Origin of the sequence: Microcoleus sp. ARI1-B5 (assembly GCF_036705795.1) — a bacterium.
GTDB lineage: Bacteria > Cyanobacteriota > Cyanobacteriia > Cyanobacteriales > Microcoleaceae > Microcoleus.
On sequence record NZ_JAUBVK010000025.1, the window covers coordinates 35517 to 48513 of the forward strand.

Here is a 12997-nt window from a genome sequence, read left to right on the forward strand (position 1 = left end):
AAATAGAAGCTTGACAAAACTTAAATAATCGGTCTAGGCATTACCAATTTTGCTGAGCTAAGATGTCACCAACGTGAATGTCAAGCGGTATCATGCAGCGCACTAATATTCCCAATTCTGGCATTCCAGATTCTGTTAGTCCCCCTCAGGCGGTTAATTTGGTTCGGCTGGCTCCTTTTTTGCTGGCGCTTGCTTGGTTTTGGGCCAATATCTCGGCTGTTAAGTGGCTGTTATCCTCGTTTGTTGAGATACCGACACTGTACAAGATACTAATTGGCTGTCTAATTGTAGCATTAGTAGCCCGATCGCTCGGTTGGGGATCTCGCCCGCGCGCATTTTCCCCAAACTTCGTTTTGAGGCGCAATCCGCTGCTGTTGATGTTGGGTGCAGGTGTTTTGTCGATCGCCGCAGGGTGCATAATAGATATCAAACAAGTTACAGTCCTGCTATTTATCATCGGAACTTACGGGCTGTGCGGCTTGTTTGCGGAGCCAAATTTTTGGCGAAAAAACTTGCCAGTTGCGGGCTTGCTGGCTTGTATTTTACCATTCAACAGTCAGTTTAATAGCGGATTGGGTTTGCCAGCGCGAGTGCTAACTGCTCAGCTAGTAGAACAGTGGCTCTCCATGCTGCACGTTGGGGCTATTTCTTCCTACGACATCATCATTTTGGAAAACGGCATCGCCCACGTAGACGTACCTTGCAGCGGCATTAAAACACTCTTAGTAGGCACCCTATTTTTGCTAGCTGCTACCTGGTTAGAAGGCCGCAGATTGAGTTTTAAATGGCTCGCAGTATGCGCTGCGAACTTCTTAATGTTAGTGTCTGCTAACGCTTTGCGGGTTGCCGTATTAGTGTTAGTCGCCCAAGTTTGGCAACAGCCACAATATGCAGAAATCCTGCACGTACCCCTGGGAATTGTAGGTTTAGTCTGCGCTTGTTTTTTAAGTTGGTTGATGCTGCAAAAGGTTCCCAAATTTCCCGAGGCCAAAGAAACTAATATTAACTCGCAACAAGATGCAGAAATTCTCAAAAATCAGCCGCTGGCGAAAGCCCGACTAATTGCGGCGGTGGCTGTTTGGGCAGCAATTTCTCAATTGTATCATGTAGAAAGTGACAAAGGGGCGATCGCCCCCCTGAAATTTCCCCAACAAATTGTATCCGAGCCCCTTCCCCTGAATCCCAGCGAACAAAAATTCTTTGGCAATTACCCAGACACGCAAACAGAAAAAAAGAGATTTGTGTCAGGAAACTTGCGCGGTTCCATGCTCGCAGTAGCCAGCACATCTTGGCAGACTTACCACGCACCAGAGTTGTGCTTTATAGCAAGCGGCATCCCCGTCAATCGAATAGAAAAAAAACAGCTAACTCCTGCTGTAACGGCGCGCTGGCTATCTCTCAGAGACAACCAACTCTCCGCTACATACTGGCTGCAATCTTCCCAGCAAACTACCGATAACTTCTTGTCGCGCATCCGCAGCGACATCACCCATAAAAATCATACTTGGGTGCTAGTTTCCATTCTCTTTGACAGTTCCGTAAACCCAGAAAGTCCTGAAATCCAAGACTTCGCGACTACTGTACACAACACCGTCAATCATAGCTTAACAGCCGGAAAAAATGAAGAAACTCAAACTGGCATTTAACATAATTTTTCAGTCAATCTTTTGGCTGTGGAACCTGACATTTTTGTCAATTGTTTATCTGGGAATTTTGCCTTACCTGGCAATTCCGTTAATCCAAGCCACAATAGACGGAATTATTCCCCTAGAATTTTCCTTAACCCTAACAGCATTGATAGCAGTACCGACAGCATTTACAATCCTCGGATTCAGGCGTTTTCGCAAGCAAGCATTGCAGCTAATGCGCTTGTTTTACGGAGTAGAAGCGCCGTTGTTTTTGCTCTGCCTAATCAGGTTATTTATGCTGCGAGAACTGAATCCAGCCAGCTCGCTAATTATCGCTACAATCGTTTTGTGCATCGCAGCATTTTTAGTAGAAATGCTCTACGGATATTTGGGTAAAAAAGAAAACATTCAAGATACTTCAATATCTCAAGATGCTCAGATCAAAAAGCCCGCTGTGACTGGATTAATTGGAGAAAAGCGAAGTGCGTGGATACAGTTAGGATTTCACAGTTTAATGCTGCTAGTTGGCATCTGGGCGGCAACCTTGCTGATGTTTTACGCTCTACCTGTCGCAATTGTGACAATAGTTGGATTTTTGAGTTTTGCCTGGGTGACACCACTAATAGACTCTCTAAGGTACGGTTCACTTGCTATAATTTGGTGGCTGCCATTATCCTTGATTATGTTTGGTTTTACCTCCAGCTTATTCGTGGCAATGCCTTCGCTTTACGGCTTTCTCTACATCCAATCCGGGCGCAAAGTATTTCGCAATTTTGCTTCGCAATACGGGAAAAATCAGGCAATCATTGGCAGCTTGGGAGTTATAGCAGCTTGGCTGGCGATTTTCTCCGCTTTGCAGCAGCAGCCGCAAATTCAAGCACTGAAAATGCTGGCGACTCCCGCAGCCAATGAGACTGCACGTCAAACTTTATTAGCCAAGTCTGATATGATTCGATCGGGCTTAGTTAACGCTTATTTGTCTCCGTACCGCTACGTCAGCACAGTGGCAGAAAACAACCACATTTATGCGATGTACAAAAATACTTTGAGTTTGCCTGACGGCTCGGCTCAAACTGTGCAGAACAGCTACAATTTTTTAATGTCGCCGTTTTTGTATCAAGGCTCTGATTCCGATGTTAAAAAATCCGAAAAACTCTACGGTGAATTCTTCGATACCGAAATTCAAAAAGGTGACACGGAAGCAGTAAAACACGCGGTGCAGTCAACATCTAACCGCGAAGAAGCTAAGGCAGGTTTGCTGAATGTAAATGAGGAAAAAGTATGGTTGCAGTCGCAAGAAGTTACAGTCAAAGAAAACGGCGATTGGGCTGACGTTCAACTCTACGAAGTTTACAAAAATCAAACGCCGAACTTGCAAGAAGTATTCTACTACTTTTCACTGCCGGAAAGCGCCGCAGTTACAGGAATTTGGCTGGGGGATACTGGGGATTTGAAAAAGCGTTTTGCATTTACTGTGTCGCCCAGAGGTGCCGCACAGCAAGTTTACAACCAGCAGGTGGTAGAAAGGGTAGATCCGGCTTTGCTCGAACAAGTTGGCCCGAAACAATACCGCTTGCGAGCTTTTCCAATTCCGGCTAAACGAGAGTTTACCCAAACTGACGGGCCAACGGAGATGAATCTATGGCTGACTTACAAAGTGATGCGACAGCCGCAGGGTTGGGCGATGCCTGTTTTGGCAGAAAAACGTAACATTTATTGGGATGGAAATACTCGCCGCACGATTGCCGGAAAACAGGTAAATTACAGCGGGAAAGAGGCAAAAGAAACTTGGCTGCCGGGATTTGTGCCAGCAGTTTCGCAGCAGCAAGCAATACCGCGTCTGGCGAATTTGCCGGGAGGAAATACGATTTCTGCTAAGCCGCTGGTTGATGCAAATTATTCGCTACCGCAGGGCAAAAAGTTTGCAGTGATTCTGGATACTTCCCGCAGTATGGCGGGGGAAACGAAGGAGGTTAAGGAGAATTTTGAATGGTTGAAAGCGAATAGTTTAAAAACAAATACGGTTGATTTGTATGTGGCGAGTGCTGCGGGGATGCCGCCGAAGTTGGTGGAAGATTTGCGGAGTTTTGATGTTGGAAAGTTGACGTTTTATGGTACGCTCCAACTTAAGGATATTCTGCAACAGTTTGCCAAGTTGCGCGGCGATAAAAGTTATGATACTGTGTTTTTGGTGAGCGATCGCCACAGTTACGAGTTATCGGACGATCGCAAAACCAGCGTTTCCCTAGCTGCACCCTTATGGACAGTCCATTTGGGAGGCTTACCACCCGGCTATGACGATGGAACTTTAAAGCTGATTCAAGATAGCGGCGGCGGAGTTTCTACCGATATCAAAGAGGCGATGCAGCGAGTGGCGACGACAGCAGCATCGGGGAAATCGGTAGTTAATGTTGTTGACGGCTATGTTTGGAGTTACAGCAAAACTCCGAAGACTGCGGCGGTTCCGAAAATAACAGATGATGAAAATGAAGGTTTTAAACCGATAGCTGCGCGGCAGTTGATAACCGCACTTAGCAAACAGAAAACTGCGAATCAATTGACTCAATTGGATGCGATGCACTCGTTGGCTAAAAACTTTAAAGTCGTCACGCCTTATTCTTCGATGATTGTGTTGGTTAATGACGCGCAAAGGGAACAGCTAAAGGCGGCGGAATCTAAGAGCGATCGATTCGATCGCGAGGTAGAATCTGGTAAGGAACAGTTGAGTAAACCGAACAATCCTCTGAATGTTTCTGGGGTTCCGGAACCGGAAGAATGGCTGCTTTTGATCGTTGGGGCGATCGGGCTTTTGGCCGTTTTCCTCCGCCAGCGGCGCGCGAAAGTGGTAAGTTGAGACTAAAAAGTGCGATCGTTGAAATTTGTCGGATTTCAACGATCGCACTCTTACAAGTTTGATCGTTCGGACTTCAGTCCTCAGAATTTTAGCAAATAAGGACTAAAGTCCTTACTACGAACTTATATCGACAAAAACGATCTCGCCCTCAATCTTTACCGGATAAGATTCCAGGGAATCGCTGGGTGCATTCAAACATTTACCACTATCTAACTTGAACTGAAATTTGTGAAACGGACAGGTAATGATTCCATTACTTACTTTCCCCATATCGATCGGATATTCTAAATGAGTGCAAGCATTGCGGTAACAAGTGACATTCGCACCTTGGCGATTCAAAATCAGCGAAGTATCCTCAACTTTTACCTTCAATACACCCCATTCGGGAACTTGATTTAGCGCTGTTATCTCTACCCACATAAAATATTTCTGCTCCGAAAGAAATCTTGTCTGGACTTACGCAAAACCTTTATATTTAGCACTTTACGGCTATTCAAACTACTTTTTGCGTAAGTCCAGATTATTTTATGCCATCCGCAGGTAACGCATGAGAATGCTCATCACTTCACCCGGCTTTTGGGCAGGTTGCAGCGGACTCCATTCGCTGACAGAGGCAAAACCCAAACCGTAAAGGATGTAAATGATGCTTCTCACCGCTTTGGGAGAACCTATCAGCAGGATTTTGACCGGTTCTCGATCGGGTTGCGGAGGCTCCGCGACGGGTACAGTCGCTGTGGCAGTATCGGTTGCTGGGGGATTGGCAAGGAAGTTTTTCGGCATAAACATTATGTGGTTCTTTACTGCATTGCTGACAATCGTCAACAAAACTATCTTACCTCAGTGTAGACGAATGTCAACAATCTTTACTTAGTTGCGAGCTTCTGGCAACATAGAAGCCATGAGCAAGGCAGGAAAGGCGCTGAAGCTGGTTTTAGAAACCTATGGCATCAGCCAAAATCAATTGGCAGCGATTATGGGCATTGGGCGATCGAGTATTAACCGCTGGGTTAACGAGAATCGAGATCCGGCATCTGAAGCGGTTTTAGAGATTCGCAAGGGATTGCAGCAAATCAATCCCGATGCAGCAGGGGAATTCATTCGTTTGTATTTAGATGATTTGGAGAAAAAACCTGAAGAAGAATAATATGGACGATCGGGCGAGCCTCTGAGACAATCTGAGGCATGGGAAAAGCAGGCAAAGCACTCAAACAGGTGCTCGAAACTTACGACATCAGCCAAAATCGCTTGGCTGTGACAATGGGGGTAGGACGTTCCAACATTCACCGGTGGGTAAATGAAAGTAGAGAGCCCGTAGCAGAGGCGGTGTTGGACATTCGGAAAGCACTATGGCAAATTAATCCACAGGCGTCAGCAGAGTTCGTTCGTTTGTATTTAAATGATTTGGAGGAAAAATCCGAAGAGTAATCATTAAGAAACTACCGCAACTAATTGGCGATCGCCCGCCGGATGCGATCGCGAAAACCTCTCAAAGTCGGGCTTCTCCCCAGAGTAACGCTTTGAGAGACAAACTCAGCTATCAGTTCAACAATCGGCAATCCTGGGAAGATGCGGCTACTTAAACAATTAACATATTTCCCATCTTCCAGCACGTTAATTCGCAGTTGATTATTTTCATACCGCCACAATTCAGGAACTTGCAAAGCTTCATAAGCATCCAGTTGCGTTTTAGAGGTGACATCAATTTCAATTGCCAAATCGGGAGGCGGATCTGCTGTTAAATCAACCCGCCGTTTTCCTCGCATCACCTGATGGTTTTGGATGTAAAAACATTGGTCAGGTTCCACACCACTTTTTTTCGTTTCTCGCTTAAATGTGGTAGAACCAAAGCACTCGCAATCTATTTCTAATTCTTCTAGCAGTATCTTCACCATATCGCCGATTAGTTCTTTATTTACCTCATGTTCTGGTAAAGGCATCCGAATCTCCAACGAACCTTGATTGTAGGCTAAGCGGGCGGCACGGTGTTCGCCCAGTTCTGATAAAATCGCTTCAAATTCTGGCCAACTAACATCGTGTAGCAGCAATCGCTGTCCTAGGGGAATATCGAGTTGTCTGAGTTGAAGTGTCACCATAATATGATTTTAGAAAGCTCTTTAAATAAAACTTAGCTGTTCGCAAAGTGCGATCGGCCGCATTTCCATATACCATATCCTAAGGATGAATCTGGCTCAAAATCACCCGCAACCGATCGTAATCATCCTTCAACAAAACACTCAAATTCCTCCCCGCTTCCACCAACCAAGCTCTATCGCGCATTCGCAACTGATAAATCTCCCGAATCGTCGCCGCCGTCAGCGCATCCACCGGCGCATTAGTCACCCCCAGCAGCGTCCTCAAAAAATCCAACTGCACCGTAAAATCAATCACCTCATCCGGTTCGCAGCGATAAACCGCCTGGTGAATTTGTGGCGGGCGCGGCGGCAAATACTGATAAATTTTACCCCTCGACGGGCCGTGACCGTTCAACCTTTCCGGCGCAGCCTCAAACCCCACAATCGCCACTCGAAACTCGGTTTTGAGCATCGCAAAAATCTGCGGTTGTTCTTCCCGCAACTCTTCTAGGGACAAACCCAAGGCGCGGGCTCTGTGCACGGAGTCGATCGGGCTAGTGGTAGCATAGTAAACCACGCCGTAAATTTGATTTTTCGACTCCTCATCCTGGGCCTTCACCCAACTCCCAAAAGGCGGCATCACGGGAAAACTCAAATCATCCGGTTCCAAACATTGAGCCAAAAACTCGCAAGTTGCCGTCTCGATGACCTCAGCAATGCGATCGGGATGGCGTTCTTTTGTTCCAAATTGGGGTAAAGGTAAACGCATAGTTTTAATTATTAGTCATTAGTCCTGCCGTCATTAGTCCTGCCGTCATTAGTCCTGCCGTCATTGGTCATTAGTCATTAGTTATTAGTCATTAGTCATTAGTTATTAGTCATTAGTTATTAGTCATCAGCCATTGGTTTTGTGTTAGTTTGCAATGCTATTTAGTAAGTGGTCTGGTCTTCGGTACTTTTCCAATTACCAATTACAGGACTTACGCGCTTAGACTAAAGAAACCGGGTTTTTTACCAAATTTGAGGGTTTTTAGCAAGTATTTAGATAAAAAACCCGGTTTCTCGCCACCCATGCGTAAGTCCAAAATTATCAATCACCAATGACCAATCACCAATGACCGCTGACTAATTACTATTTCGCGCGGCCAGCCGTAGCATCCACGATATCCAACTGCGATAGCCGGAACGTGATCAGCTTGTCCCAATTGCCGCCTTCAAACAGTACCGCGACTTTCCCGTCGGTAACTCGCTGGACAAGTCCTTGAAAGCCGTAGTAAATCTCGCCCTTATCTTTAACTCGAACTGCCGAACCTGGAAAAATCATAATTCTTTGAATGTTAAGTTTGCTCTTTATAGCTTACCGTTTCTTTGCGATCGAGACTTGATGCTCAAATGCGAGGCGATCGCCCATTCCTGACAACTTAACGTCAAATCGGCAGTCCGGCAGGGGTTAAAACCCCTGCCTCAAAGCTAAAGTCCTCTAAAGAGGACTCAGAAGAAGACTTTTAAACCTTATTAACTCCTTAGTCCTCATAGCGAGGACTTCAGCTATTAGTCAGGGAATTCATTCCCTGGCGGACACTGGCGAACAGTTAGGCTAGGGCTGCTACAGAAACTTTACCGGCAATGCGTCCCGCGATCGCCCGCAACTCCCTAGCAGAAGCAGAACCCGGTTGCCCCACCACAATTGGCACACCCGAATCGCCACCTTCCCGCAGCGGAATTTCCAGCGGAATGCGGCCTAACAGCGGCACTCCCAACTCCGCCGCCGTCCTTTCCCCGCCGCCGGAACCAAAAATATCGTATTGCTTGTCCGGCATATCCGGCGGCACAAAATAACTCATATTTTCCACAATTCCCAGCACCGGCACTCCCAACTGCTGGAACATCTTCAACCCCTTGCGGGAGTCCAACAAAGCCACCGTCTGCGGCGTCGTCACAATCACCGTACCCGCCATCGGCACCGCTTGCGCCATTGTCAACTGCGCGTCTCCAGTACCCGGAGGCATATCGACAATCAGATAATCTAAATCGCCCCAATTTACCTGATAGAGGAACTGCCGGATGATCCCGTTCAACATCGGGCCTCGCCAAATAACAGGCTGGTCTTTGTCAATTAAAAACGCCATCGACACCAATTTGACGCCGTAATTGAAAGCGGGTTCGAGGCTTTCCCCGCTTTTTGAGTCCCTCACCATCACTTTCGCGTCCCCCAAACCCAACATATTTGGGTCGTTGGGCCCGTAGATATCCGCATCCAGCAAACCCACCTTAGCGCCGGTTTGCGCCAGGGCTACAGCCACATTTACCGCTACCGTGCTTTTGCCGACGCCGCCTTTGCCGCTGGAAATTGCGATAATATTTTTGACTCCTTCAATGCCTTGGCGATCGACCACTCCTTTCTGCTGCGGGGTCTCGGCTGTCACCTCCACAGTCACCTTTTCGACTCCTGGCAACTGTTTGACCGCTTTTTGGCAATCTTCGACAATAAATTCTCGCAGCGGGCAAGCAGGCGTTGTCAGCACTAGAGTAAAACTGACGGCACCGCTGTCAATTTTGATGTTACGAATCATGTTCAATTCCACCAAACTCTTTTGCAGTTCTGGGTCTTGCACGGGTCGCAGGATTTCTAAGACTGAACTAATATCGAGTGTATTGGGCATTGTGTTCTCCACCATAGCTCTGCAATTGTGTGAGCGAATTTTCGATCGCAAGTTTAAGTATATTTTTGTTGCTATTTTTTAATGTATCTTCATTGCGATCATTTGCAGACCTGCGGTGGCATAATTACATGACGACTGGATTTGGGACTCACGGTCAATCTCAAACTCAAATGCGATCGGCAAGAATTTCTACGACCGAAAGCAATTTGGTCACAATCCCCGAATTGATCCGTGGTCGCAATTCTTCAATCTAAAATCTAAAATCTTAAATCTAAAATCGGATGACAGTTTCTACCACACTTAAAACAACCACTTCCCCGTTTTTGCCGCCCGCTGACTCTAGAGCTAGAGTCAGCCAATTTATGAAAAGCCTACAAGACGAAATTTGTCAAGCCCTCGAACAGCTCGATGGCGGCGGCAAATTTAAAGAGGACTCTTGGGAACGCTCCGAAGGGGGCGGCGGACGTTCTCGCGTCATGCGCGAAGGCAATGTGTTTGAACAAGGCGGAGTCAATTTTTCCCAAGTTTGGGGCGAAAGTTTGCCTGCTTTGATTCTGGCCAAGCACCCAGAAGCTGCCGGTCACGATTTCTACGCCACTGGCACTTCGATGGTGCTGCACCCCCGCAATCCCTACTTGCCTACGGTTCACCTGAATTACCGCTATTTTGAGGCGGGGCCGATTTGGTGGTTTGGCGGCGGTGTCGATTTGACTCCTTATTACCTGTTGGATGAGGATGCAGCTCATTTTCACAAAACTCTGAAATCAGCTTGCGACAAACACCATTCGGACTATTATCCGACTTTTAAACTCTGGTGCGACGAATATTTTTACCTCCCGCACCGCCAAGAAACCCGCGGTATCGGCGGCCTGTTTTTTGACTACCAAAACGCTCAAGGCCCGCTTTACCGCGACCAGAATGTCAAAGGGAAAGCTGCTGAGTACAGCAAGAATGTCGGAAACCCGGAGCCGAGAAGCTGGGAGTCGCTGTTCGCCTTCGTACAGGACTGCGGCCGGGCATTTTTGCCGGCTTACACCCCGATTGTTGAAAAGCACCGATCGAAAGCATACGGCGATCGCGAGCGCGATTTCCAACTTTACCGCCGCGGCCGTTACGTCGAATTTAACTTAGTGTACGATCGAGGCACGACCTTTGGCTTGCAGACCAACGGACGCACCGAATCGATTCTGATGTCCCTGCCACCTCTGGTACGCTGGGAATATTGCTACGAACCAGAACCCAACTCTCCAGAAGCCGAACTCTACTCCAAGTTCTTAAAACCGCAAGATTGGGCGAATTGGATGCCTCAGCAGTCACCGACCTGAGTTAAACTACTGGGAAAGTAACCACCGCGATAAATAGTAATAAATTTGAGGGAAGGGTCAGTGATTCATATTGATCAAAAAACCCACACGCTTCAAGACGGTACAACAGTTATCGTCTTAGCACCGACAGGACGGTTGGACATCACGACAGCTTGGCAATTCCGCCTCAAGTTGCAAGAGTGTATTTCCAAACTCAGCCGCCATGTCGTCGTGAATCTTGGTCAGGTAAACTTTATCGATAGTTCTGGCCTGACCTCGTTGGTAGCGGGTATGCGCGATGCCGATAAAGTTAAGGGAAGTTTCCGCATTTGCAATGTTCATCCAGAAGCCAAACTGGTGTTTGAAGTCACCATGATGGATTCTGTGTTTGAAATCTTTGAAACGGAAGAAGAAGCTCTAGAGGGGGTGCCGCGCGCCAGTTGATTGCTCTTGCTGACATCGATTGCGGTGTAAAGACAATTTAACCTTGAGACTCGCCCAGAAAACCGGGCGGTTGAAACCGCTTCTTCTTCTTCTACTTGCACCAGCAGGCGTGCAGGTTGAAGAAGACCGGGCGATTGAAATCGCGTCTGCACAAACTTGCACCAGCAGGCGTGCAGGTTAAAGACAAAGGCGGTGAAAATTACTCGATCTTCTTCTTTCGTCCGCCTCCGCGGACGAAAGTTTGACGCTTACGCGGTTTCAACCGCCGTCCGATCCGATCCCAAGCGTATTCGCCAATATCTCAGAAGCAAAATCCTGACGCTTGACAAATCTAAAAGGGCCCATTAAAGCTCCCCAGATAGCCTTACCTGTCGTGGGGCTTATTCCTTTGTCGTAGCTGAGAAATTCCTCGCCGGAGGCTTCAAATCCCAAGTCTACTTGGTAATTTTGCCCGTCGTAGGTAAAACCGCAGCGAGTGTCCGGAGGCAGAGATGCCCGAAAGCGATAGCGGTTTGAGCCTAAATTTTGCACTGCAACGGAAAGGGTGCAGCCCGGGAGGAGTTGGATTTGCTCCGCCTTTAGCTTTTTTAGCAAGTCGGGGTTGCGACCGGCTCCTTTGACGGCTGCGATATCCTTGAACATATAATACTGAGCTTCTATCTGTCCCGGCGCTGTCTTAACGTGCCTCAGTTGCACGATGCGGGGGCGGTAGGGCTTGTCTAATTCGAGAATGTTCGCTTGTTCGGCAAACAGGGCAATGCTGGGCTCAGAAAATAGAGCAACCGGCAGGGGTCTTTGCCAGAAACGCAGGTGAACGTACCAAGCCGGGTCTGCTAGCGCTTGTTCCCGGTTGTCAAATTCGCCCGCCATGTACTGGGCTAAAGCTCTTAATTCAGGAGAAATTGTCATGTTTGTGTGATTTTTGAGAAATGAGTGCTTGACAATTAAAAAATATTGTGCTAAGCCAGAGCAGGGTCGGCAAAGTCAGAAGATTAGATTTATCACCGATCCCAGAAGAGCTATGATTGTAAAGATACTTGGCTTTTGCCCTGGTAGTGCGACATATTAATTGTTGCTGCCGATCGCCCGCAAAATCTTCCGGGGTAAAATTTTGCCTCGCTGTCTTGGCGGCACAGCTAAAAAAAACTGGCAATTTTTGTCAGCCCGATCGCCAATCGACTCCCCCGACTTTACTCATGCCGCGCTGGCCCACCCGCGGCGGCAAAATTATTTATCTATAAGACTCAGGTGAACAATAACCGTACTGTTTCAGATACTAAGCGAAGTTTCTATACGATTCACACTCGACCGATTAACTCAATTTACCGTCGAGTGGTGGAAGAGTTGATGGTAGAAATGCACTTGCTTTCGGCAAATGTCGATTTTCAATACGACCCGATTTATGCTTTGGGCGTGGTGACAGCATTCGATCGATTCATGCTCGGGTACGCCCCAGAAGCAGACAGACTTTCGATTTTTAACGCTTTGTGCAAGTCCCTAGAAGACAATCCCGATCGCTACAAGCAAGACGCTCAAAGATTGGAAAGCTTGGCGGAGCGCCTTTCCGGGTCTGAGTTGCTCTCGTGGCTCGATCGCTCCACCAGCTTTGAAGATACAGGAGATTTGCAAGCGTCCTTAGGGGCGATCGCCAGCAACCCTCAATTTAAATACAGTCGCTTGTTCGCGATCGGTTTGTTCTCGATGTTAGAAAAAGCTGACCCCGAGATGGTAAAAAAACCAGAAACTCGCAACGACGCGATCGCCAAAGTCAGTGCCGCCTTGCACCTCCCTGAAGACAAAGTTAGCAAAGATTTAGATTTGTACCGCAGCAATTTGGAAAAAATGGCCCAAGCGCGAATAGTGCTTCAAGATGTCATCCAAGCGGAACGGAAAAAACGCGAAAAGCGAGAAACAAAAGTTACTGCCGGCCCCTCATCCGACTCTTCTGACAGCAATAATTAATCGTTTGAAGTCATTGGTCATTGGTCATTGGTCATTCGTCATTTGTCATTAGTCATCAGTCATTAGTCAG

14 protein-coding genes are annotated in these 12997 nt (G+C 47.4%); 7 read left to right on the plus strand and 7 right to left on the minus strand.

Going from position 1 to position 12997, the window contains the following annotated elements:
• Positions 1-92 precede the first annotated feature (92 nt).
• Together xrtO and QUB63_RS26655 are read left to right on the plus strand one after the other, a co-directional pair.
• Entirely contained in the window at positions 93-1646 is a 1554-nt protein-coding gene (gene xrtO / locus QUB63_RS26650) for an exosortase O (RefSeq protein WP_332948374.1), read from the plus strand.
• On the plus strand, positions 1621-4482 hold the full coding sequence (locus QUB63_RS26655) for a TIGR02921 family PEP-CTERM protein (RefSeq protein ID WP_332948375.1): 2862 nt from the start codon (positions 1621-1623) through the stop codon (positions 4480-4482). Before xrtO ends, QUB63_RS26655 begins: the two co-directional genes overlap by 26 nt.
• Before the next feature lie 114 nt (positions 4483-4596).
• Here QUB63_RS26655 and QUB63_RS26660 read toward each other — a convergent pair whose 3' ends face one another.
• Positions 4597-4902: a Rieske (2Fe-2S) protein gene (locus QUB63_RS26660; protein WP_332948376.1), complete on the minus strand. Its 306-nt coding sequence runs from the start codon at positions 4900-4902 to the stop codon at positions 4597-4599.
• A gap of 105 nt (positions 4903-5007) precedes the next feature.
• Complete coding sequence (locus tag QUB63_RS26665; protein ID WP_332948377.1) at positions 5008-5262, minus strand: peptide ABC transporter substrate-binding protein; 255 nt, start codon at positions 5260-5262, stop codon at positions 5008-5010.
• A 118-nt stretch (positions 5263-5380) separates the two neighbouring features.
• Between QUB63_RS26665 and QUB63_RS26670 the strand changes: the two genes are divergently transcribed.
• Positions 5381-5626, plus strand: a complete 246-nt coding sequence (locus QUB63_RS26670; protein ID WP_332948378.1) for a helix-turn-helix domain-containing protein — start codon at positions 5381-5383, stop codon at positions 5624-5626.
• A 38-nt stretch (positions 5627-5664) separates the two neighbouring features.
• A complete protein-coding gene (locus QUB63_RS26675) occupies positions 5665-5907 on the plus strand; it encodes a helix-turn-helix domain-containing protein (protein ID WP_332948379.1) in 243 nt (80 codons plus the stop codon).
• Between the two features lie 20 nt (positions 5908-5927).
• Here the strand turns inward: QUB63_RS26675 and QUB63_RS26680 are convergent, their stop codons facing one another.
• From QUB63_RS26680 to QUB63_RS26695, 4 genes are all read right to left on the minus strand, one after another.
• Positions 5928-6575 carry a Uma2 family endonuclease gene (locus QUB63_RS26680; RefSeq protein ID WP_332948380.1) on the minus strand — a complete coding sequence of 216 codons (648 nt, stop codon included), beginning with the start codon at positions 6573-6575 and terminating at the stop codon, positions 5928-5930.
• Between the two features lie 79 nt (positions 6576-6654).
• Entirely contained in the window at positions 6655-7323 is a 669-nt protein-coding gene (locus tag QUB63_RS26685; protein WP_332948381.1) for an HAS-barrel domain-containing protein, read from the minus strand.
• 363 nt (positions 7324-7686) lie between these two features.
• Positions 7687-7878, minus strand: a complete 192-nt coding sequence (locus QUB63_RS26690; protein WP_293185343.1) for an NAD(P)H dehydrogenase subunit NdhS — start codon at positions 7876-7878, stop codon at positions 7687-7689.
• A 268-nt stretch (positions 7879-8146) separates the two neighbouring features.
• Positions 8147-9217: an Mrp/NBP35 family ATP-binding protein gene (locus tag QUB63_RS26695; protein WP_332948382.1), complete on the minus strand. Its 1071-nt coding sequence runs from the start codon at positions 9215-9217 to the stop codon at positions 8147-8149.
• 281 nt (positions 9218-9498) lie between these two features.
• Here QUB63_RS26695 and hemF point away from each other — a divergent pair, with 281 nt between their 5' ends.
• Positions 9499-10542 (plus strand): oxygen-dependent coproporphyrinogen oxidase, encoded by a 1044-nt coding sequence (gene hemF, locus QUB63_RS26700; RefSeq protein ID WP_332948383.1) that lies wholly within the window; start codon positions 9499-9501, stop codon positions 10540-10542.
• A 60-nt stretch (positions 10543-10602) separates the two neighbouring features.
• Positions 10603-10965, plus strand: a complete 363-nt coding sequence (locus QUB63_RS26705; RefSeq protein ID WP_006631392.1) for an STAS domain-containing protein — start codon at positions 10603-10605, stop codon at positions 10963-10965.
• 258 nt (positions 10966-11223) lie between these two features.
• On the opposite strand, the gene QUB63_RS26710 is transcribed toward QUB63_RS26705, so the two are convergent.
• A complete protein-coding gene (locus tag QUB63_RS26710) occupies positions 11224-11874 on the minus strand; it encodes a chromophore lyase CpcT/CpeT (protein ID WP_332948384.1) in 651 nt (216 codons plus the stop codon).
• 339 nt (positions 11875-12213) lie between these two features.
• Between QUB63_RS26710 and psb29 the strand changes: the two genes are divergently transcribed.
• Positions 12214-12927 carry a photosystem II biogenesis protein Psp29 gene (gene psb29 / locus QUB63_RS26715; protein WP_332948385.1) on the plus strand — a complete coding sequence of 238 codons (714 nt, stop codon included), beginning with the start codon at positions 12214-12216 and terminating at the stop codon, positions 12925-12927.
• Positions 12928-12997 lie beyond the last annotated feature (70 nt).

Coding starts and splice junctions, on each gene's coding strand:
- QUB63_RS26655 (WP_332948375.1), top strand. CDS start 1,621: ATGAAGAAACTCAAACTGGCATTTAACATAATTTTTCAGTCAATCTTT.
- QUB63_RS26710 (WP_332948384.1), bottom strand. CDS start 11,874: ATGACAATTTCTCCTGAATTAAGAGCTTTAGCCCAGTACATGGCGGGC.
- QUB63_RS26665 (WP_332948377.1), bottom strand. CDS start 5,262: ATGCCGAAAAACTTCCTTGCCAATCCCCCAGCAACCGATACTGCCACA.
- hemF (WP_332948383.1), top strand. CDS start 9,499: ATGACAGTTTCTACCACACTTAAAACAACCACTTCCCCGTTTTTGCCG.
- QUB63_RS26675 (WP_332948379.1), top strand. CDS start 5,665: ATGGGAAAAGCAGGCAAAGCACTCAAACAGGTGCTCGAAACTTACGAC.
- QUB63_RS26685 (WP_332948381.1), bottom strand. CDS start 7,323: ATGCGTTTACCTTTACCCCAATTTGGAACAAAAGAACGCCATCCCGAT.
- QUB63_RS26660 (WP_332948376.1), bottom strand. CDS start 4,902: ATGTGGGTAGAGATAACAGCGCTAAATCAAGTTCCCGAATGGGGTGTA.
- QUB63_RS26695 (WP_332948382.1), bottom strand. CDS start 9,217: ATGCCCAATACACTCGATATTAGTTCAGTCTTAGAAATCCTGCGACCC.
- xrtO (WP_332948374.1), top strand. CDS start 93: ATGCAGCGCACTAATATTCCCAATTCTGGCATTCCAGATTCTGTTAGT.
- QUB63_RS26670 (WP_332948378.1), top strand. CDS start 5,381: ATGAGCAAGGCAGGAAAGGCGCTGAAGCTGGTTTTAGAAACCTATGGC.
- QUB63_RS26680 (WP_332948380.1), bottom strand. CDS start 6,575: ATGGTGACACTTCAACTCAGACAACTCGATATTCCCCTAGGACAGCGA.
- QUB63_RS26690 (WP_293185343.1), bottom strand. CDS start 7,878: ATGATTTTTCCAGGTTCGGCAGTTCGAGTTAAAGATAAGGGCGAGATT.